We start from the raw sequence: 20,441 nt of genomic DNA on the forward strand, positions 1-20,441 counted from the left end.
GCCTGACGAATTTGCAACTGTAGTGATAAGGATTGAACCATGCTTGTTGAGACAAAACCTTATTCGAACCGCAAGGTCGTCATTCCCGGTCGTCTGGAAATCCACGCGGCAGAAGATGCCGCCCGTTTCATCCTGCGCATTGCCCCGGCAAAGCTGGCCTTGGCCGAAAAGGCGCTGGGTGCAAAAATCCCGACCAAGATCGGCGGTTTGATCCGCACAAACGATATTGCGGTCGCCTGTCTCGGACCGGATGAATGGTATATCTGGGCCGAGGAAGCCAAGGGCGCAGCCATCACACAGGCTTTCGCCAAGCTTTATGAAACAGAGCCGCACAGCCTGACGGAAGTAAGCCATCGGGAAACCGGCATCGATATTTCCGGACCCAAAGCCGAATGGCTGTTGAATGCCGCTTCCCCACTTGAGCTTTCGCAGATGAGCTTTCCGGGTGCTGCCCGCACGATCTTCGATCACGCCCAGATCATTCTGTTGAAGTGGGATGCCGATCATTACCGGATCGAAGTGTGGAACTCATTCGCGGATCACGTCTGGACCTTGCTGGAACTGGCCAGCAACGAGGTTTAACACGCAGTCCAATTCATCAAATCGGGACTGAAAACGCCGCCCAACCGGGCGGCGTTTTTGCATTGTTACCCCAATTTCCGCCTTGCCTTCTATAAATCCATATGTGAAGACTATATTTACATAAGAAATTCATGAGGAGGGAATTTCCCGATGTCGGAAAGCGAACTGCCGCTAAGCGGGCTTGTCGTTGTCGATATGAGCCAGTTTCTGTCGGGGCCTTATTGCTCGTTGCGTCTGATGGATTTGGGCGCACGCGTCATCAAGATTGAACGGCCCGATGGCGGCGATCTCTCGCGCAGGCTTTATCTGAGCGACACGGAGATCGGCGGTGATTCCACGATTTTTCATGCGATCAATCGCGGCAAGGACAGCCTTGCGATCGACCTCAAAAATCCTGACGATCTGGCAGCATTGAAAAAGCTTCTCACACAGGCCGATGTGCTGATCCAGAACTTCCGCCCCGGTGTCATCAAGCGTCTTGGCCTTGATTACGAGGCAGTCAAAGAAATTAATCCGCGTCTCGTCTATGCATCGATCAGCGGCTATGGCGAAGAAGGGCCATGGGTCGGGCGGCCCGGGCAGGATTTGCTGGCGCAGGCGCGCTCGGGCCTCATGTGGCTCAATGGTGATGAGGGCCAAGGACCGGTGCCATTCGGTCTGGCGGTTGCCGATATGCTGGCTGGGGCTGCTGCGGCACAGGGAATTCTCGCAGCGCTGGTACGGCGCGGCATCACCAATAAAGGCTCGCATGTCGAAACCAGCCTTCTCGAAGCGCTGGTTGATTTCCAGTTTGAAGTGCTGACCACCCACCTTAACGATGGTCGTCGCCTGCCAAAACGTTCCGATTTCCGCAGCGCGCATGCCTATCTTGCAGCACCTTACGGTGTCTATCCAGCAGCGGACGGTTATCTCGCAATTGCCATGATGCCGATTGCGAAACTCGCACCACTGCTTGAAACAGATACGCTTGCGCCTTTCATTGAGGATGCCAAACTGGCTTTTGCCAAGCGCGATGAAATCAAGCGGCTGATCGCTGATTGTGTTACCACGAAGACGGTAGATGAATGGCTCGCCATTCTGGAACCAGCTGATATCTGGTGCGCCCGCGTTCTCAACTGGGAAGAACTGCTTGCAAGCGAAGGCTTTTCAACTCTCGACATGCTTCAGACCGTCACGCGTGAAGATGATGTTTCCATCACCACGACACGTTCGCCGCTGCGTATCAACGGACAACGCCCAAAGGTGGCACGTGCTGCACCGCGCATTGGCGAAAACAGCAAAGAAATTCGCGAGGAGTTCGGTCTATGAGTACGATCAAGCTGAAAAGCATGACCTGGAGCCACCCGCGCGGCTATGATCCGATGGTTGCAGGCGCCGAACAATGGCTTGCTGACAAGGGCGTCGAAATCGAGTGGGAAAAGCGGTCGCTACAGGATTTCGAGACCTTTCCGGTTGAGGAACTGGCACTCAATTTCGATATGATCGTAATCGACCATCCACATGTGGGCCAGATCACCAAGGAAGGCTGCCTTGTGCCGCTTGATGTGGCGGGTCGCGAGGCGGAACTGAAGGCGCTTGCCGATGGTTCTGTGGGCCAGTCCTTCCCAAGCTATAACTGGCAAGGGCGGCAATGGGCATTTCCGCTTGATGCCGCCACACAGGTTCAGGCATGGCGTCCGGACCTGATGGACAAGCCAGCCACCTCATGGGGTGAGGTGCTGCGTCTGGCGCGCGCCGGGAAAGTTCTGCTGCCACTGCGCTCGCCGCATTCGCTGATGTGCTTTTATACACTCGTTGCCAATGCCGGAACGCCTTGCGCGGTCGAAGGCGAACTGATCTCTGTTGAGGATGGTGTCAAAGCTTTCGAGCAACTGCGCGAGATCGCTTCGCTGGTAAAGCCGGAATGCTTCGGCATGGACCCGATTACCGTGTTTGAGGAAATGGCAGAGCCGGAATCCGAAATCGCGTGCTCACCGCTGATCTACGGCTATGTGAATTATGCCATGCGGGGCTTCCGCGAGCGTCTGATCCGTTTTGCCGATATTCCAGCGGGCGCGGCAGGTGTTGCAGGTTCGGCTCTGGGCGGTACGGGCATTGCCGTTTCAGCCTTCAGCAAGCATCCGGAGGCTGCTATCGATTTTGCCTATTGGATTGCAAGCGGTGACGTACAGAAGGGGCTTTATGCGGCCTCCAATGGTCAGCCGGGACATGCGGAAGCATGGGAAGACGACACTGTGAATGCGGCGACGTCTGACTTTTATCGCGACACGCGCGCGACACTGGAAGGCGCATGGGTACGTCCGCGTCACGATGGCTATATGCCGTTTCAGGAAGCGGCGTCGGAACGCATCAACAAAGGCTTGCTGGACAATGAGAAGGCGGAGGTCGTCATCGCCGATCTCAACCGGCTTTTCCGCGAAAGCTTCTGATTTATATGGAAAGGCTGGCGGCTTGCCGCCAGCCTGATTGGTTTTATAGTTTCCAGAGGCGCGTTGCATTCTCGGAGAGAAGCAGCGCTTTTTCGTCTTCGCTGCATCCTTCAAGAAGCGCATGGGTTGTGGCCACCCATGTCGAAAGTCCGGCATCGACATTGCTTGCCAGTGTGCAGACAGGCCAGTCGCTGCCCCACACAATCCGCTCCCAGCCGAAGGCCTCAATGACATGCTCCACATAGGGACGTACCGTGTCGACGGTCCAGCTTGTCTGCTCGGCATAGGCCACTACGCCGGAAATCTTTGCCGTCACATTGTCGCGCTGCGCAACCTCGGTAATGCCCTTTTTCCAGCCGTCCAGCGCACCTGACTTGATGTCCGGAACGCCGCAGTGATCGAGCACGAATTGCACGTCCGGGGCAAGATCGGCCAGCGCAAGTACCTTGTCGATCTGATGTGGGAGTGTGCAGAGATCGAAGGTCAGGCCAGTGCCTTCCAGCCGCTTGATATTCTCGCGGAAAAGAACACCCTCGGAAACGTCATCAGGTACGACATGCAGCACACGACGAAAGCCTTTGACGAAAGGATTGCCAAGCTGCAATTCGAGATATTCCGCAAATCCCGGCTCTTCCGGGCGGCACGAGGCGATTGCACCCTTGATGAAACCGCCCGATCTTCTGGAAATCTCCTGAACGTGGTCCGTTTCAGCCTGAATGGCATCGGCTGCCACATCCACTTCCATATGCAGTGCTGCTGTAATGCCGCAGCGCTCAGCCTGCTTCCGATAGGTCTCGAACAGAAAGTCGTGGTTGAGCGCCGGGACATCCCCCAGCCATGGGTAAGTCAGTGCGCTTTTGTCTATCAGATGCAGATGGGTATCGATAATCATGAAAACTCTCCTCCATTGACATACTTTCAAAAAAGAAGAGAGTTTTCAAATAAGAATTACCGGCATTGCTTAGTCGGCTGTCCCTATGTCGGAGCCGACCAGTTTCGACAGGTCTTTGACGGTCTTTTGGAGCAGGCTGATGGTCTGCGTAATGTCGGGTGCTGAAGCCGAATTGACGAGTGTCACATAGGGACAGGTCAGTGAGGCAATGCAAGTACCATCCGGGCCGAGAATCGGGGCCGAGAGATTGTAGACGCCTGCCACCTGAGCGCTGGGCATCATTTCATAGCCACGTTCGCGAATCTGGTCGAGGCGCTCGTAGAAACTCTCATCGAGCTTCACGCTTTCACCGTCTTTCGCATATTCGGCAATCATCATCTTGCGTTCTTCCGGTGACCGGAAGGCGAGAAGCACATGGCCGGAACCGGTATCGAACAGGCTGATATGCGAACCGACGCGGATTGAGATGCCCCAGTAATCCGGAGCCTCCTGCTGTGCAATGACAACGACAGATCCCCGGTCAAACACGGCAAGCTGGTTGGCCTGCTTTGAGCGGTCGGCAAGTTCACGCATGAAAGGCGTGGCAAAGGAAGCAAGTCTGCGCACCGGTGCATGAAGGTGTGCAAGACCGAACAGCTTGAGCGTCAGTGAATAGCGGTCGCCCTCGAGCTTGGTCACGTAACCGCGCTTCACCAGGCGATCCAGCATCCGGTAAAACTCGTTGGGGCTGCGGTCGAGGTGTTTGGCAATTTCTGCCTGTGTCAGCCCACCATCCACGCTCGCAAGCAGTTCCAGAATATCCAGTCCCTTGTCCAGCGCGGGCGCGCGGTAGCGATCGTGTGTTTCCAAGTTAGCTCCCCTCATGAATATCCCTCTTCATATACGAACAACCCGGAATGCGAAAGTCGCAAATGTGCGGAAACTCGCCTTGACCGGTTTTGAATAATATGTTTGCATATAAATACCAAATTCACAATTGGGGGCGGACCGGGGAAAAGTCCGTCGTGAGGAGGAGAAGCATGATGAGTTTCAAAATGTCCTGCCTGGCGGGAACGGCTCTATTGGCATTGGCAGTGGGTTCCGCTGGTGCGGCCGATTTGCCGGGTAAATTTGAAGGCGTGACGGTAAACGCCAAGCTGATCGGCGGTCAGCAGTATGAAGCGCTGTATTCGCGCATTGCCGAATGGGAAAAAGCGACCGGTGCCAAGGTCAACATCCTGTCCAAGAAGAACCACTTCGAACTGGACAAGGAAATCAAGTCGGACATCGCTTCTGGTTCGATCAACTGGTGCGTCGGCTCCAACCATTCGTCCTTTGCGCCGCAATATCCTGATCTCTATGCCGACCTGAATGGTTTGCTTCCATCGGGCGAAATCGAAGGTTTCGTGCCATCGGTGATCAAGGCTTCGACGCTTAACGACAAGCTGGTCATGCTGCCGCGCGCGCAGTTCGACGTCTCGGCGCTCTACTATCAGAAGAGCCTTTACGAAGACGACGCCAAGAAGACCGCGTTCAAGGAAAAATACGGCTACGATCTGGCACCGCCAAAGACCTGGAAAGAAGTTTCCGATCAGGCTGTGTTCTTTGCCGATCCACCGAATTTCTACGGCACGCAGTTTGCGGGCAAGGAAGAAGCCATTAATGGCCGCTTCTATGAAATGCTGGTCGCAGAAGGCGGCGAATATCTCAAGGACGGCAAGCCAGCTTTCAATTCTGAAGCCGGTGTCCGTGCGCTCGACTGGTTCGTTAATCTCTACAAGGCCAAGGCCGTTCCTGCAGGCACCACCAACTATCTGTGGGATGAACTCGGCGCAGGCTTTGCATCCGGTACCATCGCAATCAATCTGGATTGGCCGGGCTGGGCGACCTATCTCAACGATCCAAAGTCGTCGAAGGTCGCAGGCAATGTCGGTATCGTTCCGCCTCCGACAGGTTCTTCCGGCAAACGCACCGGCTGGTCGGGCCATCACGGCTTCTCGGTCACCGAATCCTGCGCCACCAAGGAAGCTGCTGCTTCGCTCGTCTGGTTCCTGACCAACGAAGATTCGCAGAAGCAGGAATCGGCTGCTGGCACGCTGCCAACCCGTACGGCTGTCTGGGATTATGTCATCGAACAGGCTGCTTCCGATCCATACAAGAAGGAAGTGCTCTCCGTGTTCCAGGAAACGGCAAAGACCGCTTTCCCGGTTCCGCAGACCCCTTCCTGGATCGAGATTTCCAACGCTGTTTATCCTGAGCTTCAGGCGGCGATCCTTGGCGACAAGACCTCACAGCAGGCGCTTGACGATGCAGCCAAGAAGGCAACGCAGATCCTTGAGGATGCTGGCGAACTCTAGTCTCGCTTTGTGACTTCATGGCCCGCCTTTGGGAAACCAATTGGCGGGCCGTTTTGACAGGTTTTCTGGCTGATCCACCGCTTCGGAAGAACAATGTTTAAACGAATTTCCCCGCCGGTTCTGCTTTTGCTTCCGGCCATTATCATCCTCGCAGCGGTGGTTCTGTTTCCCCTCGCGCTTTCGCTTTATTCAAGCTTCACGCCATTCCGGCTGACGCGCCCTGACAGCCTGTTCAACTTCATCGGCTTGCGCAACTATCAGCGCATCATGAGTGATTGGGTGTTCTGGGCTGCATTCATCCGCACGGTGATTTTCCTCACCATCGCGCTCAATCTGGAAATGCTGCTCGGCCTTGGCTTGGCGCTGCTCATCAATAAGGCCACCCACGGTCAGCGTGTTTTGCGCACGCTGATGATGTTCCCGATGATGTTTTCGCCGGTTCTCGTCGGCTTCCAGTTCAAGTTCATGTTCAACGACAATATCGGTCTCGTGAACAATGCGCTGCAATCTCTGGGCATCACCAGCCAGGCTATTCCATGGCTGATCGACGGCAATCTGGCGCTGTTTGCGATTTTGCTGGCAGAAGTCTGGATGTCGACCTCGGTGTTCGCGATCCTTATTCTGGGCGGTCTTCTGTCCATGCCGCAGGACCCGGTCGAAGCCGCGCGCGTCGATGGCTGCACGCCATGGCAGACATTCCGCTATGTCATCTGGCCTTATCTGATGCCGTTTGCTTTCATCGCAATGACTATCCGTTCGCTGGATGTGGCCCGTGCCTATGACATCGTGAAAATCATGACCGATGGTGGCCCGGCACGCCGAACCGAGCTGATCTGGACGCTGGTTGGACGCACCGCCTATTCGGATGCGCAGATGGGCTTGGCCAATGCCATGGCCTATGTCGCGATCCTGCTCTCGATCCTCTTCACCGTAATGTTCTTCCGCAAGCTTGCAGCCGCACGCGCGCAAATTGGAGCGGAGTGGTAATCATGGCATCAACAACGCTCTCCAATAACCAGCATCGTCTGCTGCGTCGCGTCAAGAAAGTCGCCTATCTTATCGGCCTGTTTCTCGCGATGGCGATCATTTGCCTGCCCGGTCTGTGGATCGTGCTGTCCTCGCTGCGTCCGCCGGTTGAAATCATGGCAAAGCCGCCGGTCTGGATTCCGCAGGAAATCACGCTGGAAGCCTATCGCGCCATGTTCTCAGGCGCAGGCGGCGGCGGTATTCCTGTCTGGGATTATTTCCGCAACTCGCTGATTATCTCGGTCACATCCACCATCATCGCACTGATTGTCGGCGTTTCGGGTGGCTATGCCTTCGCGCGCTTTCGCTTCTGGGGCAAGTCGACAACCTTCCTCGGCCTCATGCTGACGCGCTCGGTGCCGGGCATTGCCCTGTCGCTGCCGCTCTTCATGCTCTATTCGCGCATCGGCATCATCGACACGCATTTTGGTCTCATCGTCACCTATGTGGCGCTCAATGTGCCATTCACGATCTGGCTGATCGACGGTTTTTTCCGTCAGGTGCCGAAGGATCTGGCGGAAGCAGCCCAGATTGACGGCTGCACACGCTGGCAGGCCTTCTGGCAGGTGGAGTTTCCACTCGCTGGTCCCGGCATTGCGACCGCAGGCATCTTTGCCTTCCTCACTTCATGGAACGAATATGCGCTGGCTTCCCAGCTCACCCGCTCGGTCAATTCCAAGACCCTTCCTGTTGGTCTTCTTGATTACACCGCTGAATTCACCATCGACTGGCGCGGCATGTGTGCGCTGGCGGTCGTGATGATTATTCCGGCGCTGACCCTCACATTCATCGTCCAGAAGCATCTTGTTGCTGGTCTGACGTTCGGCGCGGTTAAAGGTTGATATAAAATGGCTCAGCTTTCCATCAAAAATCTCGTCAAGCGTTACGGCAATGTCGGCGTGGTGCATGGTATCAATCTCGAAATCGCCGACAAGGAATTTGTAGCGCTGGTCGGTCCGTCCGGCTGTGGCAAGTCCACGACGCTGCGCATGATCGCAGGTCTTGAAAGCATTTCCGACGGTGCGCTCGAAATCGGCGGCAAGGTGGTCAACGATCTGCCGCCGCGTGATCGCAATATCTCGATGGTGTTCCAGTCCTATGCGCTTTATCCGCATATGTCGGTGCGCGAGAACATGGGCTTCTCGCTCAAGATCGCCAAGCAGCCACAGGCGGAAATCGACCGACGCGTCAATGAAGCGTCAGCCATTCTTGGCCTTGAAGCCTTGATGGAGCGCCGTCCGGCACAGCTTTCAGGCGGTCAGCGCCAGCGCGTTGCCATGGGCCGCGCCATTGTGCGCAATCCGGAAGTGTTTCTGTTCGACGAACCGCTTTCCAATCTTGATGCGAAACTGCGCACACAGATGCGCACAGAGATCAAAAAGCTTCATGCCAAAGTGCAGTCCACCGTCGTTTACGTAACGCACGATCAGGTCGAAGCCATGACGCTGGCTGACCGTATCGTCATCATGCGCGATGGCCATATCGAGCAGGTTGGCACACCGGATGAAGTGTTCAAGCGTCCTGCAACGCAGTTTGTTGCAGGCTTTATCGGCTCGCCGCCCATGAATATGGCCGAGGCAACCGTGCAGGGTTCGGAACTGGTTTTTGCCAGTGGTGACCGTCTGCCAGTGCCTGCACAGTTCAAGGCCAAGGTCACGGATGGCTCCAAGGTCACGTTCGGCCTGCGCCCGGATGATCTGTTTCCGAAAGGCCATGGGCTTTCATCGGGAGACGCCGTTCATGAGGGCGAATTGCGCGTTTCGATCACCGAGCCACTTGGCAATGAAACGCTGGTCTTTGTCGAATTTGCTGGCAAGGAATGGGTGGCGCGTATGCTGAACCCACGTCACCTCAATTCCGGTGAAGCGATCTCCATGCATTTTGATCTGTCGCAGGCGCATCTGTTTGATGCAGCAAGTGGCAAGAGCTTGGCGGTGTAGTTATGGCACGGATTGAAAAAGTCGAACTGCGCATGGTCGACCTTCCACCGAAGGTCAAGCGCACCGATGCGATCCAGAGCTTTGTCAGTCAGGAAACGCCAATCGTCACCATCACCGACAGTGATGGTGCGGTGGGTACGGGCTACAGCTACACCATCGGCACCGGCGGCTCGTCCGTCATGCGCCTGTTGAGCGATCATCTGGTGCCGCTGATCATCGGTGAGGATGCGGATTGCATCGAGGCGATCTGGCGTAAGCTCGAATTTGCAACCCACGCCACAACTATCGGTCCGATTACCGCTTTGGCGCTTGCTGCGATTGATACGGCACTCTGGGATTTGCGTGCGAAGAAGCAGAACCTGCCGCTGTGGAAGCTGGCAGGCGGCGCCAAGGAAAGCTGCCCGCTTTACACGACCGAAGGTGGCTGGCTGCATATCGAGAAAGAAGCTCTGGTCGAGGATGCTCTAGCCGCCAAAGCCAAGGGGTTCTCCGGCTCCAAGGTCAAGATCGGCAAGCCGCATGGTTCGGAAGATTATGCGCGTCTTTCGGCTGTTCGCGCAGCGGTGGGAGACGGCTTTGAGATCATGACCGACTGCAATCAGGGCTTTACGGTGGACGAAGCCATTCGCCGCGCCGAACGCCTGAAAGAACTTGATCTCGCTTGGATTGAAGAGCCGCTTCCGGCGGATGATCTTGATGGCCATATCCGCCTGACCCGTTCCACCCCGACGCCGATTGCAGTGGGTGAATCGATCTATTCGATCCGCCATTTCCGCGAATATATGCAGAAGGGCGCTTGCTCCATCGTGCAGGTGGATGTGGCGCGTATCGGCGGCATCACGCCATGGCTGAAAGTGGCACATGCCGCAGAAGCTTTTGATATTCCCGTCTGCCCGCACTTCTTGATGGAACTGCATGTCAGCCTCACCTGTGCCGTTCAGAACGGGCGCTATGTCGAATATATCCCGCAGCTTGATGACCTGACCACCAAGGGCATGGAAATTCGTGATGGCCACGCCATTGCACCATCAGAACCCGGCATTGGTATTTCGTGGGATTGGGATGCCGTGCGCGCGCGCTCCGTTTCCGAATTCACCCGCGAGATCGTGAGATCGTAATGGTTCAGAGAATGGGCATGGTGATCGGGCTGAAGCCTGAAAAGATCGCAGAATATAAAAAGCTGCACGCGAGCGTGTGGCCGGAAATTCTGGCACTCATTTCGCAGTGCAACATCACCAATTATACGATCTTTCTCAAAGAGCCGGAAAACCTGCTTTTTGGCACATGGGACTATGTAGGCGCCGACTTTGAAGCCGACATGAAGAAGATGGCCGATAACCCGAAAAATCAGGAATGGTGGTCCGTCTGTATGCCATGCCAGAAACCGCTTGAAACCCGTAAAGAGGGTGAGTGGTGGGCCATGATGGAGGAGGTTTTCCATCATGACTGAGGCCTTTGATCCGAAAACCCTGCGTCAGTGGTGGGCCAAACCCACACAGCCAAAGCCTATCGTGATTTTCGGTGCAGGCAGTATCGTCTGTGACGCGCATCTGCCCGCTTATCAAAAGGGCGGCTTTGCGGTTGCTGGTATTTTCGATCCCAATCTGGACAAGGCATCGGCACTTGCCGACCAATGGGGCGTGAAGGTTTTTGGAAGTCTTGAAGAGGCGCTTGCGGTTGAAGGCGCGATCTTCGATCTGGCAACGCCGCCTTCTGCTCATGCTTCGATCCTCGCGCAATTGCCGGAAGGTGCGGCTGTTCTGATCCAAAAGCCGATGGGCAGCGATCTAGCCGCGGCAACGGAAATTCTGAAAGTTTGCCGTGCGCGCAATCTCAAAGCTGCGGTCAATTTCCAGCTACGCTTTGCGCCAATGATGTTGGCACTTTACGATGCCGTCGATAAGGGCTTGCTCGGTGAAGTCGTGGATTTCGACGCATGGCTCGCGCTTGCCACGCCTTGGGGCCTTTGGCCGTTCCTGAAAGGTCTGCCACGCATCGAGATTGCCATGCATTCGATCCATTATCTCGATTTCGTGCGCGGTCTGCTCGGCAATCCGCAAGGTGTTCACGCCAAGACCATCGGGCATCCAAACCACGATGTGGCTCAGACCCGAACCGCCGCGATTCTTGATTATGGCGACCGGGTCCGCTGCGCGCTGTCGGTCAATCACGACCATGATTTCGGCCGCAAGTTTCAGGCTTGCGAGTTCCGCATCTGCGGCACCGAAGGTGCTGCCTATGTGAAACTCGGCGTCAATCTCGATTATCCGCGTGGAGAACCGGACGAGCTCTGGATCAAGCCAAAGGGCGGGGACGACTGGGTTTCCGTGCCGCTTGAAGGCGCGTGGTTCCCTGATGCTTTCTTAAACCGCATGGCGCAGTTGCAGCGCTTCGCGACTGGCGAAGACGCTGAACTTGTCGGCTCGGTCGAAGATGCGTGGCACACCATGGCGCTGGTCGAGGCCGCCTATCAGTCGAGCGCTGCGCCTGCCACGCCGCTTGCCGCAAAACCGGAGTTCTGATCATGGCCGAACAGAAAATCTACTACGAAGACTATGAAATGAACCATGTGCGCCTCACCACGGGCCGCACCATCACCGAAACGGATTTCGTGGTTCACGCCGGGCATACGGGCGATTTCTTTCCGCATCATATGGATGCGGAATTCGCCAAGACCCTGCCGGGCGGTCAGCGCATTGCCCACGGCACAATGATCTTTGCAATTGGTGTCGGATTGACCGCAACGCTGATCAATCCGGTTGCATTTTCCTATGGTTATGATCGTCTGCGCTTTATTCGTCCGGTTCATATCGGAGATACGATCCGCACGCGCGTGACAATCAGCGCCAAGGAAGATGACCCGAAGAGGGCCAATATGGGCCGCGTTACCGAGCGGTGCGAAGTGCTTAATCAGCGGGATGAAGTGGTGCTGGCTTGCGACCACATCCTGCTTGTCGAACGGAAGGCTTGAAAATGACGATACGATTTGATGGAAAAACCGCACTGGTGACAGCCGCCGCTCAGGGCATTGGCCGTGCAAGTGCGCTGGCTTTTGCGGAAGCTGGCGCCAAGGTCTATGCGACCGACATCAACGAGGCCGCACTCAAGGAAATCGAAGGCGTTTCGGGCATTATCACCCGCAAGCTCAACGTGCTTGACGAGGCGGAAGTGAAGGCAGCGGTCGCCGAGATCGGTCAGGTCGATATCCTGTTCAACTGCGCGGGCGTCGTCCATGGCGGCTCAATCCTTGAGATGAAGGACGAAGATCTCGACTTTGCCGTCAATCTCAACGTCAAGGCCATGATCCGCACCATTCGCGCCGTGCTGCCGGGAATGCTGGAACGCAAGGACGGCGCTATCGTCAACATGGCGTCGGTCGCTTCGAGCGTGAAGGGCGTGCCGAACCGCTTTGCCTATGGCGTCACCAAGGCAGCGGTCATAGGCCTCACCAAGGCTGTCGCTGCCGACTATGTTGCCAAAGGCATCCGCTGCAACGCCATCTGCCCCGGTACGGTTGAAAGCCCGTCGCTTCAGGACCGTCTGCGTGCGCAGGGCGATTATGAAGAACAGCGCGCAGCCTTCATCGCGCGTCAGCCAATTGGCCGTATCGGTCAGCCGGAAGAAATCGCCGATCTCGCGGTCTATCTCGCAGGTGCCACGTACACCACCGGTCAGGCTTATAACATCGATGGTGGCTGGACGATCTAGAGCTATCGCTATTCAGGCTCTGGCGGCCTGCAAACGGTATTCTTCTGCGCTTCCGGTGCTCATGTACCTTTAAGTACATTCCGCTCCGGTTCTCGAAAAACACCATTTTCGGCACGCCATAACCTGAATTTCGACAGCTCTAGGCATCTCCACCGCCCCCAATTTTATCCCCTCAAGGAGTAAACTCATGAAATTTCTTCGCTATGGCGAAACCGGTCAGGAAAAGCCGGGCCTTCTCGATGCGGACGGCAATATCCGTGATCTTTCCGCCCATGTCAGCGATCTTTCCGGCGCGGCTCTGGCCCCGGATGCACTGGCCAAGCTCGGTGCGATCGATATCAATTCGTTGCCGAAGGTCGAAGGCAACCCGCGCCTCGGTCCATGCGTTGCAGGCACCGGCAAGTTCATCTGCATCGGCCTCAACTATGCTGATCACGCAGCCGAATCCGGCATGGCCGTTCCGCCAGAACCCGTTATCTTCATGAAGGCCACCTCGGCCATCGTTGGCCCGAACGACGATCTGCTCATCCCGCGCGGTTCGGAAAAGACCGACTGGGAAGTCGAACTCGGCATCGTTATCGGCAAGACCGCGAAATATGTTTCGGAAGATGATGCGCTTGATTATGTCGCGGGCTACTGCACGCTGCACGACGTCTCGGAACGCGCTTTCCAGATCGAGCGCGCCGGTCAGTGGACCAAGGGCAAATCCTGCGACACGTTCGGCCCGACCGGCCCATGGCTGGTGACGAAGGACGAGGTTGCCGATCCGCAGAACCTTGGCATGTGGCTCAAGGTCAATGGCGAAACCATGCAGGACGGCTCGACCAAGACCATGGTCTATGGCGTACGCCACCTGGTTTCCTATCTCTCGCAGTTCATGTCTTTGCAGCCGGGCGATATCATCTCCACCGGCACGCCTCCTGGCGTTGGCATGGGCATGAAGCCACCGCGCTATCTCAAGGCTGGCGACGTTGTCGAACTCGGCATCGAAGGTCTCGGCACGCAGAAGCAGAACGTGCGCGCTGACGTTTAACTTTTTTGAGCATGCTCTGATCACGGATAAATCATGACGAAAATCACTGATCTGCGCGTCTTCGATCTCCGCTTCCCGACTTCGCAAAGTCTGGACGGCTCTGACGCGATGAACCCGGACCCGGACTATTCGGCAGCCTATGTCATCCTCGATACGGATGACGAGGCGCTGAAGGGCCATGGCCTGACCTTCACCATTGGACGCGGCAACGACATTTGCTGTCAGGCGATTCTCGCCATGCGTCATCTGGTCGTGGGTGCCTCGATGGATGATTTCCTCGCGGCCCCCGGCAAGTTCTGGCGCTACCTGACCGGTGACAGCCAGCTGCGCTGGATCGGCCCGGACAAGGGCGCGATGCACCTTGCCACCGGCGCTGTCGTCAACGCCTTCTGGGATTTGGCTGCAAAGCAGGCTGGCAAGCCGGTATGGCGGCTTGTCGCCGACATGTCGCCGGAAGAGATCGCCGATATCGTCGATTATCGCTACCTCACCGATGCGCTGACCCGCGACGAAGCTGTCGAAATTCTGCGTAAAGCGGAAGCCGGCAAGGCCGAGCGTATCGCGAAGCTCGAAGCCAAGGGTTATCCTTGCTACACGACCTCGGCTGGCTGGCTCGGCTATGATGACGACAAGCTGCGTCGTCTTTGCCAGGAAGCGATTGATGAAGGCTTCAATCATGTGAAGATGAAGGTTGGCCGCGATCTCGAAGATGATATTCGCCGCCTGACTATCGCGCGCGAAGTGATCGGCCCGGATCGTTATCTGATGATCGACGCCAATCAGGTCTGGGAAGTCGATCAGGCAATCGAGTGGGTCAACAAGCTTGCCTTCTCCAGGCCCTTCTTCATCGAAGAACCGACCAGCCCGGATGATGTTGCAGGCCATCGCAAGATTCGCGAAGCCATTGGCGATGTGAAAGTTGCGACTGGTGAAATGTGCCAGAACCGCATCATGTTCAAGCAGTTCATCGCGGAAGGCGCTATCGACATCGTTCAGATCGATTCATGCCGTATGGGTGGCCTGAATGAAGTTCTGGCCGTGCTGCTGATCGCTGCAAAATACAACAAGCCGGTCTGGCCACATGCGGGCGGCGTTGGCCTGTGTGAATATGTGCAGCACCTTTCCATGATCGACTATGTGGCCGTTTCCGGCACCATGGACGGTCGTGTGATCGAATATGTCGATCACCTGCACGAACACTTCATCGAGCCATGCATCATCAAGGATGCGGCCTATATGCCGCCATCGCTGCCGGGCTTCTCGATTGAAATGAAGCCGCAGTCGATTACGGAATATACGTTCAAGGGTTGAGAGCCAGTTTTCGGCTTATCGTAAAATAAAAAGCCGCGCTGAAAAGCGCGGCTTTGCTTTTAGAGAAAGCGGATCATCAATGCGCCGGAAAGCAACAGAACCGCACCAACAATGCGCCCGGCGGTGATTTCACGCACCGCAACGCCCATGAAGCCGATGCGGTCAGCAGCCAGTCCGGCCATCAATTGTCCAGCAACAGCAAGCCCCATCACGGCAGCAGCCCCGATGCGCGGCGTCAGCAACACCGATGCGGTCACATAGATACAGCCAAGCGCACCGCCAGCCACGAAAAGCCAGCCCGCAGGCACGTTGAACGCTGGCATTGCACCCGTCGCGCGCGCGGTAATTCCGGCGATAACGGCAAGGATGACGGCACCGGAAAGAAACGAAATCGCAGCAGCCGTCACCGGCGACCCCAATCCACGAGCCAAGGCTGCATTGATTGGCGCCTGAATAGCAATACAGGCACCGGAAAGGATGCCGAACAACGTCCAGAGCATGGAGATTTCCTCGCTTGGTGAAGAACCTGGAAGGAACAAATGGAATGATTAGTCCTTGCAGAGGATAATCGTCAGGTCAATATTTCGAGTATGATCACGCCGAATACAGAGGCCTGATTGAACAAATATTTTTGCGACGACTATTGAAGGGCTTAAAGTGGTGCCCGGAGGCGGATTCGAACCACCGACACGCGGATTTTCAATCCGCTGCTCTACCAACTGAGCTATCCGGGCATCCGTAACAAGCAGTTAGCTCGTTCGAGGCGGTGTTGGTTCCCGCCGGAAGTGGGTGGGTTATAGCATTAAATTTCGCGCTGTCCAGCACCGTATCGCAATTTTTATCAGCTTTTCTCACATCTTTGATAAATAACTGATTTTATTGGAGGAAGCCGCTTTGGGAGAGGCCTAGTTTCCTTCTTCTTCCTCTTCATCGATCGGCTTTCCCGGCAATACATAGCTGCCCGACAGCCAGCGATTGAGATCGATGCTTTTACAGCGTGGCGAACAGAACGGATAGGATTCGCGCGATGAAGGCTTTCCGCATTCCGGGCAGGGGCGCGTCGGACGCAATGGCGTCACTCGTGCACCTGCTGCGGTCGATATGTCCTTCTTGTCGCTCATACCTGCTCTCAGACTTTCCCGCTGTTCCAGTTAGTGTAAACCGGGTAGTCGACGTCGTTCAGCAGGCTGATAGTTTCCTGCAGCGGCAATCCCACGACGTTTGTATAGGAGCCAACCAGCTTCACAACGAAACTACCGGCCAGCCCCTGGATTGCATAGCCGCCCGCTTTCCCTCGCCATTCACCAGACGAGAGATAGGCATCCATCTGCTGGCGGGATAACCGTTCAAAACGCAATCGTGTTTCAACCAGTGTCTGGCGCAAATTCCCGTTCGGCAAGACAAGGCTCACTCCTGTGAAAACCTTGTGCGTACGCCCGGAAAGCAGCCGCAGACATTCTCTTGCCTCGTCGGCAATCTCCGTTTTGGGGAGAATGCGCCGGCCCACGGCCACAACAGTATCGGCAGCAAGAATGAAGGCACCGGCGAAATTCGCATCGTCCTTCAGCTGCTCTTGTGCCTTGCGCGCCTTCTCCCGCGACAGACGCCGCGCCAGCGAGCGCGGGTGTTCCGCGCGCTGCGGCGTTTCATCTATATCGGCCGGATGAATGTGGTCCGGTTCGATGCCTGTCTGCCCCAGAAGCTCGATCCTGCGTGGAGAACCGGAGGCAAGAACCAGCTTGTGTTGCGCGCTCATCGAATAGACATTTCCTGGAACGGGAACGGATTGCTTACTTGAAGCGGTAGGTGATGCGGCCCTTGGTCAGATCGTAAGGGGTCATCTCAACCAGAACCTTGTCGCCGGCCAGAACGCGGATGCGATTCTTGCGCATACGGCCTGCCGTATGGGCGATGATTTCGTGTTCGTTTTCGAGCTTTACGCGGAACATTGCATTCGGAAGCAGTTCCGTAACAACACCCGGAAATTCTAGGACTTCTTCTTTCGCCATGCGATACCTGTGTCTTTCTTTGATAAAATGCCGCTCTCGAGCGGTCTTTAGGTCGGAATTTGCGCGGAACCTATATGATTAGGCGGCATTTGTGAACAACGGAATTCCGTGAACTTGATGCTGGAGCATTTCCAGCAAAAGTGCGAAGCCGTTTTACGTCGGATAATGCGACAAAACAAACAGTTAGAGCGGTTCCGCCGATTCCGTATTAGCCGGAACCGTTCTTGTCAAAACGCTGCATGATTTGCCGCTTCAGGCGGTCCCGTACATCGCGATAAGCCGCCATGATCTGACTTCGGCTGCCGGTTACCAAGGTCGGGTCCGGCGTTGGCCAATATTCGACATCAACCGAGAAACCCCGCATTCGCTCCAACACAGTATGATGAGCGAGTGGCGTCAGCGTTACAATCAGGTCGAAATAGCCATCCGCAAGTTCTTCGAGGCCACGCGGTTGCCGGTTATCAAGCGACAAGCCTTCCTCTTGAAGTACAGCATCGACAAACGGATCACGTTCGCCCCGCTTCACACCTGCAGAAGCTACATAAATATTGGGTGGCAGGGCCTGTCTTGCAAGTAACTCCGCCATGGGTGAACGAATTGCATTCTTGCCGCAGACAAAAAGCAGGGACTTGGGCAGGCTCGATTTATGATCTTCGTCGCCGTCGGCGCTGAAATTCACGGGAGGGGCATCGGTGATGACCATCAATGATCAGCCTCTCCAGTGCAGGACGCAGACAAGTGTGAAAAGCCGCCGTGCCGTGTTGAAATCAACTTCGATCTTGCCCTGCAGCCTGTTCTGGAGCGTCTGCGATCCTTCATTGTGCAGGCCGCGCCGTCCCATGTCGATTGCTTCGATCTTGCTTGGCGTGGCCGACCGGATCGCCTGATAATAGCTTTCACAAATCATGAAATAATCCCGCACGACACGCCGTAAGGGCGTGAGTGAGAGAATATGGGTCGCGACGTCTTCACCGGCTTCCCGGGTGATGGCGAAGATCAGTCGCGATTCCATCAGCGAAAGCTTGAGACGGTACGGCCCTCCCGTGTCGTCTCCGATCGGGTGGAAGGAATTCTCTTCGATGAGGTCAAAAATGGCCACCGCACGTTCATGCTCGACGTCAGGCGTCGAGCGCCCGATGGATTCATCGAGCTCGACGTCAACAAGGCGCGCATTTGGAACAGCGGCGGTCATGTCACCTCATAGATTCAGCCGGATAGCGACAGACTGCGCGTGTGCGTCAAGGCCTTCGGCGCGGGCAATCTCGATTGCCGCAGGTCCGAGCACGCGCAGTTGATCAGGGCCGAGTTTGAGAAGCGACGTGCGTTTCATGTAGTCGAGAACCGACAAGCCGGATGAAAAACGTGCTGAGCGCGCCGTTGGCAGAACGTGGTTGCAGCCGCCGACATAATCGCCGATCACTTCCGGCGTATAGCCGCCGATGAAGATCGATCCTGCATTGCGGATTTTTGGCAGCAACGCTTCCGGATCGGCTGTAGCGATTTCCAGATGCTCGGCTGCAATGCGATTGGCAAGCGGAATGGCTGCCTCGAAATCCTCGACCAGAATAACCGCGCCGAAATCACGCCAGCTCGCGGCGGCAGTTTGCGCGCGCGGGAGGTTGCGGAGCTGTCGTTCGACAGCTTCTTCGACAGCCAGAGCAAGAGCTTCATCATTGGTCATAAGGATCGATTGCGCAGCGGTATCGTGCTCCGCTTGAGCAAGGAGGTCAGCGGCGATCCAGTCAGGATTGTTGTCCTTGTCGGCGATGACCAGCACTTCCGATGGCCCGGCGATCATGTCGATGCCGACCGTGCCGAAGACGATACGTTTGGCCGCCGCAACATAGGCGTTGCCGGGGCCGACGATCTTGGCAACCGGACTAATTGTTTCGGTGCCATAGGCGAGGGCTGCGATAGCCTGTGCGCCGCCGACACGATAAATCTCGGAAACGCCAGCCAGACGTGCTGCCACCAGAACCAATGGATTGAGAATGCCGTCAGGTGCTGGAACCACCATGACAATGCGCTCTACACCTGCCACCTTGGCTGGAACAGCGTTCATCAATACGGAACTTGGGTAGCTTGCCGTGCCGCCCGGAACATAGAGCCCCACAGCTTCGATAGCGGTCCAGCGCGAACCGAGCTCAACGCCAAGCGCATCCGTATAACGATCATCTTTCGGCAACTGCCGCGCGTGGTGTTTCTCGATGCGCTCGTGAGCAAGCTTCAGCGCTTCGATCGTCGATGCCGGGGCTATGTCGAATGCGGCATCGATTTCAGCTTCAGTGACCGCAATTCCGGTTTTTTCGAGATCGATCCGGTCAAAGCGCCGGGAATAGTCGATGAGCGCACTGTCACCTTCACGACGCACCCGTTCAACGATCTCGCGGGCCGCACGATCGACATCCTCGGACGCCTCGCGTTTGCTGGCCAGAAATGTCGCGAAATTATTCTCGAAATCGGGATCGGTTTGTCTGAGCGTCTTGACCACGCTTCTGTTCCTTCAAATATGCTTTGCCAGACTGGCGTCTGGCTGACGAAAGACGGTTTTGTATAACCCTCTCTTATGCCAGGGCGCTAAGATGCTGACGCTATCCAAGCCCTGAAAATGCTCAATCGCCACACGGGCTTTCCAAATCTCGATGATTCAACTCATCAAGGTTGGGTATTAGACGTTATGGCGAGGAAGTGATTCTGTTTCCCATGCCGCGCCAAGGTCCGTCATTTGCGCTTCGATACATTCCACTTCAAGACGGATAGCCGCATTTGCCGAGAAAGTCAGTTCTATTGTTCCGGCAGGTGTTTCACCGGCCGTGAACTGAATGGCCATCAGGGAAAGCACTTCATCCGGTTTCTGGCGGTCAATGCCGACTGCCTTGGCTGCGATCACACGGTTGAAGTGCAGAGCGGTACGCCTGCGTTGATATTGCGGCTTGCGCAGGAACTTCGGCTTGCTTTCTTCCCAGACAAAGCGGTTTGCCGTGAGAACGAAGCGCTTCTCGTTCCCGAGATACTGAAGGTCGGATACTTTCAAAACTGCGTCCTGAAGATGAGCGGACAGGACCTGCAAATCCTCCTCATCCAGCGCCACAAGCTTCAACATCTCCATACTCCAGCACCACTTTCCGTTGTCGGTTAATAACTGCTCCCAACAGGCAGAAAATAAATCACCCGC

General features: G+C 56.0%; 24 protein-coding genes and 1 tRNA gene. 14 read left to right on the forward strand and 11 right to left on the reverse strand.

The window, feature by feature from the left end; genetic code table 11:
* Positions 1 to 39 precede the first annotated feature (39 nt).
* From OHI65_RS10780 to OHI65_RS10790, 3 genes are all read left to right on the forward strand, one after another.
* Positions 40 to 582, forward strand: a complete 543-nt coding sequence (locus tag OHI65_RS10780) for a sarcosine oxidase subunit gamma (RefSeq protein ID WP_264358832.1) — start codon at positions 40 to 42, stop codon at positions 580 to 582.
* Positions 583 to 732: 150 nt separating this feature from the next.
* Positions 733 to 1,890 (forward strand): CaiB/BaiF CoA transferase family protein, encoded by a 1,158-nt coding sequence (locus OHI65_RS10785; protein ID WP_264358833.1) that lies wholly within the window; start codon positions 733 to 735, stop codon positions 1,888 to 1,890.
* Positions 1,887 to 3,011 (forward strand): extracellular solute-binding protein, encoded by a 1,125-nt coding sequence (locus tag OHI65_RS10790; protein ID WP_264358834.1) that lies wholly within the window; start codon positions 1,887 to 1,889, stop codon positions 3,009 to 3,011. Before OHI65_RS10785 ends, OHI65_RS10790 begins: the two co-directional genes overlap by 4 nt.
* A gap of 43 nt (positions 3,012 to 3,054) precedes the next feature.
* Here OHI65_RS10790 and OHI65_RS10795 read toward each other — a convergent pair whose 3' ends face one another.
* Both OHI65_RS10795 and OHI65_RS10800 read right to left on the reverse strand, forming a co-directional pair.
* Complete coding sequence (locus tag OHI65_RS10795; RefSeq protein ID WP_011982488.1) at positions 3,055 to 3,903, reverse strand: amidohydrolase family protein; 849 nt, start codon at positions 3,901 to 3,903, stop codon at positions 3,055 to 3,057.
* A gap of 69 nt (positions 3,904 to 3,972) precedes the next feature.
* Positions 3,973 to 4,767 carry an IclR family transcriptional regulator gene (locus OHI65_RS10800; RefSeq protein ID WP_264358835.1) on the reverse strand — a complete coding sequence of 265 codons (795 nt, stop codon included), beginning with the start codon at positions 4,765 to 4,767 and terminating at the stop codon, positions 3,973 to 3,975.
* A 158-nt stretch (positions 4,768 to 4,925) separates the two neighbouring features.
* Between OHI65_RS10800 and OHI65_RS10805 the strand changes: the two genes are divergently transcribed.
* From OHI65_RS10805 to OHI65_RS10855, 11 genes are all read left to right on the forward strand, one after another.
* The gene (locus tag OHI65_RS10805; protein WP_413541931.1) at positions 4,926 to 6,239 is read left to right on the forward strand and encodes an ABC transporter substrate-binding protein; all 1,314 of its coding nucleotides are present in this window, start codon (positions 4,926 to 4,928) and stop codon (positions 6,237 to 6,239) included.
* Between the two features lie 93 nt (positions 6,240 to 6,332).
* Complete coding sequence (locus OHI65_RS10810) at positions 6,333 to 7,226, forward strand: carbohydrate ABC transporter permease (protein WP_010658081.1); 894 nt, start codon at positions 6,333 to 6,335, stop codon at positions 7,224 to 7,226.
* 2 nt (positions 7,227 to 7,228) lie between these two features.
* Positions 7,229 to 8,107 (forward strand): carbohydrate ABC transporter permease, encoded by an 879-nt coding sequence (locus OHI65_RS10815; protein WP_264358837.1) that lies wholly within the window; start codon positions 7,229 to 7,231, stop codon positions 8,105 to 8,107.
* Between the two features lie 6 nt (positions 8,108 to 8,113).
* On the forward strand, positions 8,114 to 9,205 hold the full coding sequence (locus OHI65_RS10820) for an ABC transporter ATP-binding protein (RefSeq protein ID WP_010658083.1): 1,092 nt from the start codon (positions 8,114 to 8,116) through the stop codon (positions 9,203 to 9,205).
* Between the two features lie 2 nt (positions 9,206 to 9,207).
* A complete protein-coding gene (locus tag OHI65_RS10825; RefSeq protein ID WP_264358838.1) occupies positions 9,208 to 10,323 on the forward strand; it encodes a mandelate racemase/muconate lactonizing enzyme family protein in 1,116 nt (371 codons plus the stop codon).
* Positions 10,323 to 10,655: an L-rhamnose mutarotase gene (locus OHI65_RS10830; RefSeq protein ID WP_011982494.1), complete on the forward strand. Its 333-nt coding sequence runs from the start codon at positions 10,323 to 10,325 to the stop codon at positions 10,653 to 10,655. The genes OHI65_RS10825 and OHI65_RS10830 overlap by 1 nt, the downstream gene beginning before the upstream one ends.
* Positions 10,648 to 11,727 (forward strand): Gfo/Idh/MocA family protein, encoded by a 1,080-nt coding sequence (locus OHI65_RS10835; protein ID WP_264358839.1) that lies wholly within the window; start codon positions 10,648 to 10,650, stop codon positions 11,725 to 11,727. The genes OHI65_RS10830 and OHI65_RS10835 overlap by 8 nt, the downstream gene beginning before the upstream one ends.
* A gap of 2 nt (positions 11,728 to 11,729) precedes the next feature.
* Positions 11,730 to 12,176 (forward strand): MaoC/PaaZ C-terminal domain-containing protein, encoded by a 447-nt coding sequence (locus OHI65_RS10840; RefSeq protein WP_010658087.1) that lies wholly within the window; start codon positions 11,730 to 11,732, stop codon positions 12,174 to 12,176.
* A gap of 2 nt (positions 12,177 to 12,178) precedes the next feature.
* A complete protein-coding gene (locus OHI65_RS10845) occupies positions 12,179 to 12,913 on the forward strand; it encodes an SDR family oxidoreductase (RefSeq protein WP_264358840.1) in 735 nt (244 codons plus the stop codon).
* Between the two features lie 187 nt (positions 12,914 to 13,100).
* Positions 13,101 to 13,946: a fumarylacetoacetate hydrolase family protein gene (locus tag OHI65_RS10850; RefSeq protein WP_264358841.1), complete on the forward strand. Its 846-nt coding sequence runs from the start codon at positions 13,101 to 13,103 to the stop codon at positions 13,944 to 13,946.
* Between the two features lie 33 nt (positions 13,947 to 13,979).
* Positions 13,980 to 15,257: an L-fuconate dehydratase gene (locus tag OHI65_RS10855; RefSeq protein ID WP_264358842.1), complete on the forward strand. Its 1,278-nt coding sequence runs from the start codon at positions 13,980 to 13,982 to the stop codon at positions 15,255 to 15,257.
* A 59-nt stretch (positions 15,258 to 15,316) separates the two neighbouring features.
* Here OHI65_RS10855 and OHI65_RS10860 read toward each other — a convergent pair whose 3' ends face one another.
* The 9 genes from OHI65_RS10860 to OHI65_RS10900 form a co-directional block, all read right to left on the reverse strand.
* On the reverse strand, positions 15,317 to 15,757 hold the full coding sequence (locus OHI65_RS10860; protein ID WP_010658091.1) for a DMT family transporter: 441 nt from the start codon (positions 15,755 to 15,757) through the stop codon (positions 15,317 to 15,319).
* A gap of 158 nt (positions 15,758 to 15,915) precedes the next feature.
* Positions 15,916 to 15,991 (reverse strand) — tRNA-Phe (locus OHI65_RS10865).
* Between the two features lie 171 nt (positions 15,992 to 16,162).
* Positions 16,163 to 16,378: a DNA gyrase inhibitor YacG gene (yacG, locus tag OHI65_RS10870; protein ID WP_010658092.1), complete on the reverse strand. Its 216-nt coding sequence runs from the start codon at positions 16,376 to 16,378 to the stop codon at positions 16,163 to 16,165.
* Between the two features lie 8 nt (positions 16,379 to 16,386).
* The gene (locus tag OHI65_RS10875) at positions 16,387 to 17,013 is read right to left on the reverse strand and encodes a Maf-like protein (RefSeq protein ID WP_264358843.1); all 627 of its coding nucleotides are present in this window, start codon (positions 17,011 to 17,013) and stop codon (positions 16,387 to 16,389) included.
* Positions 17,014 to 17,047: 34 nt separating this feature from the next.
* Positions 17,048 to 17,266 (reverse strand): translation initiation factor IF-1, encoded by a 219-nt coding sequence (gene infA, locus OHI65_RS10880; protein ID WP_002965531.1) that lies wholly within the window; start codon positions 17,264 to 17,266, stop codon positions 17,048 to 17,050.
* 208 nt (positions 17,267 to 17,474) lie between these two features.
* Positions 17,475 to 17,969 (reverse strand): low molecular weight phosphatase family protein, encoded by a 495-nt coding sequence (locus OHI65_RS10885; RefSeq protein ID WP_043062393.1) that lies wholly within the window; start codon positions 17,967 to 17,969, stop codon positions 17,475 to 17,477.
* Between the two features lie 6 nt (positions 17,970 to 17,975).
* Positions 17,976 to 18,458, reverse strand: coding sequence for a UPF0262 family protein (locus OHI65_RS10890; protein ID WP_010658095.1), 483 nt, complete (start codon positions 18,456 to 18,458; stop codon positions 17,976 to 17,978).
* A gap of 6 nt (positions 18,459 to 18,464) precedes the next feature.
* Positions 18,465 to 19,757 carry a histidinol dehydrogenase gene (gene hisD / locus OHI65_RS10895; RefSeq protein ID WP_011982501.1) on the reverse strand — a complete coding sequence of 431 codons (1,293 nt, stop codon included), beginning with the start codon at positions 19,755 to 19,757 and terminating at the stop codon, positions 18,465 to 18,467.
* A gap of 177 nt (positions 19,758 to 19,934) precedes the next feature.
* Complete coding sequence (locus OHI65_RS10900; RefSeq protein ID WP_010658097.1) at positions 19,935 to 20,375, reverse strand: DUF2948 family protein; 441 nt, start codon at positions 20,373 to 20,375, stop codon at positions 19,935 to 19,937.
* Between the last annotated feature and the right edge of the window lie 66 nt (positions 20,376 to 20,441).

Origin of the sequence: Brucella sp. MAB-22 (assembly GCF_025908475.1) — a bacterium.
GTDB classification, from domain to species: domain Bacteria; phylum Pseudomonadota; class Alphaproteobacteria; order Rhizobiales; family Rhizobiaceae; genus Brucella; species Brucella anthropi.

What these genes read in the sequence shown, in the direction of transcription:
- OHI65_RS10780 (WP_264358832.1), top strand. Translation starts at nt 40, where the DNA reads ATGCTTGTTGAGACAAAACCTTATTCGAACCGCAAGGTCGTCATTCCC.
- OHI65_RS10785 (WP_264358833.1), top strand. Translation starts at nt 733, where the DNA reads ATGTCGGAAAGCGAACTGCCGCTAAGCGGGCTTGTCGTTGTCGATATG.
- OHI65_RS10790 (WP_264358834.1), top strand. Translation starts at nt 1,887, where the DNA reads ATGAGTACGATCAAGCTGAAAAGCATGACCTGGAGCCACCCGCGCGGC.
- OHI65_RS10795 (WP_011982488.1), bottom strand. Translation starts at nt 3,903, where the DNA reads ATGATTATCGATACCCATCTGCATCTGATAGACAAAAGCGCACTGACT.
- OHI65_RS10800 (WP_264358835.1), bottom strand. Translation starts at nt 4,767, where the DNA reads ATGAGGGGAGCTAACTTGGAAACACACGATCGCTACCGCGCGCCCGCG.
- OHI65_RS10805 (WP_413541931.1), top strand. Translation starts at nt 4,926, where the DNA reads ATGAGTTTCAAAATGTCCTGCCTGGCGGGAACGGCTCTATTGGCATTG.
- OHI65_RS10810 (WP_010658081.1), top strand. Translation starts at nt 6,333, where the DNA reads ATGTTTAAACGAATTTCCCCGCCGGTTCTGCTTTTGCTTCCGGCCATT.
- OHI65_RS10815 (WP_264358837.1), top strand. Translation starts at nt 7,229, where the DNA reads ATGGCATCAACAACGCTCTCCAATAACCAGCATCGTCTGCTGCGTCGC.
- OHI65_RS10820 (WP_010658083.1), top strand. Translation starts at nt 8,114, where the DNA reads ATGGCTCAGCTTTCCATCAAAAATCTCGTCAAGCGTTACGGCAATGTC.
- OHI65_RS10825 (WP_264358838.1), top strand. Translation starts at nt 9,208, where the DNA reads ATGGCACGGATTGAAAAAGTCGAACTGCGCATGGTCGACCTTCCACCG.
- OHI65_RS10830 (WP_011982494.1), top strand. Translation starts at nt 10,323, where the DNA reads ATGGTTCAGAGAATGGGCATGGTGATCGGGCTGAAGCCTGAAAAGATC.
- OHI65_RS10835 (WP_264358839.1), top strand. Translation starts at nt 10,648, where the DNA reads ATGACTGAGGCCTTTGATCCGAAAACCCTGCGTCAGTGGTGGGCCAAA.
- OHI65_RS10840 (WP_010658087.1), top strand. Translation starts at nt 11,730, where the DNA reads ATGGCCGAACAGAAAATCTACTACGAAGACTATGAAATGAACCATGTG.
- OHI65_RS10845 (WP_264358840.1), top strand. Translation starts at nt 12,179, where the DNA reads ATGACGATACGATTTGATGGAAAAACCGCACTGGTGACAGCCGCCGCT.
- OHI65_RS10850 (WP_264358841.1), top strand. Translation starts at nt 13,101, where the DNA reads ATGAAATTTCTTCGCTATGGCGAAACCGGTCAGGAAAAGCCGGGCCTT.
- OHI65_RS10855 (WP_264358842.1), top strand. Translation starts at nt 13,980, where the DNA reads ATGACGAAAATCACTGATCTGCGCGTCTTCGATCTCCGCTTCCCGACT.
- OHI65_RS10860 (WP_010658091.1), bottom strand. Translation starts at nt 15,757, where the DNA reads ATGCTCTGGACGTTGTTCGGCATCCTTTCCGGTGCCTGTATTGCTATT.
- yacG (WP_010658092.1), bottom strand. Translation starts at nt 16,378, where the DNA reads ATGAGCGACAAGAAGGACATATCGACCGCAGCAGGTGCACGAGTGACG.
- OHI65_RS10875 (WP_264358843.1), bottom strand. Translation starts at nt 17,013, where the DNA reads ATGAGCGCGCAACACAAGCTGGTTCTTGCCTCCGGTTCTCCACGCAGG.
- infA (WP_002965531.1), bottom strand. Translation starts at nt 17,266, where the DNA reads ATGGCGAAAGAAGAAGTCCTAGAATTTCCGGGTGTTGTTACGGAACTG.
- OHI65_RS10885 (WP_043062393.1), bottom strand. Translation starts at nt 17,969, where the DNA reads ATGGTCATCACCGATGCCCCTCCCGTGAATTTCAGCGCCGACGGCGAC.
- OHI65_RS10890 (WP_010658095.1), bottom strand. Translation starts at nt 18,458, where the DNA reads ATGACCGCCGCTGTTCCAAATGCGCGCCTTGTTGACGTCGAGCTCGAT.
- OHI65_RS10900 (WP_010658097.1), bottom strand. Translation starts at nt 20,375, where the DNA reads ATGGAGATGTTGAAGCTTGTGGCGCTGGATGAGGAGGATTTGCAGGTC.